Annotated in this window: 1 pseudogene; it reads right to left on the bottom strand. The window is 66.3% G+C overall.

Annotation, left to right across the window (positions count from 1 at the left end):
• Window positions 1-252 (bottom strand): annotated as a pseudogene (locus ACLJNW_RS26965) (hypothetical protein); the annotation flags it as partial.

The raw sequence follows: 252 nt of genomic DNA on the forward strand, positions 1-252 counted from the left end.
GTACTGGGTGGCGGAGAACTTCAGGTTGGTCAGGCTCGACAGGTAGGCGACGAAGGCCGAGGCGGCGAGGCCGCCGCTGAAGTTGTCGAGGGTGATGGTCATCACCAGCATCAGCACGTGCGGCTCGAGCGCCATCACCAGGCTGATCACGTCATGGCTGGGCAGGGCCTCGGCGTGCAGCGGGCCGAGCTGGGCGAGCATGGCGAACAGCAGGTTGGTGGCAGCCGAAGCGGCACCGCCGATGAACAGGAT

It is taken from the genome of Salmonella sp. SAL4457, assembly GCF_046548235.1.
Classification (GTDB): domain Bacteria; phylum Pseudomonadota; class Gammaproteobacteria; order Enterobacterales; family Enterobacteriaceae; genus Salmonella; species Salmonella enterica.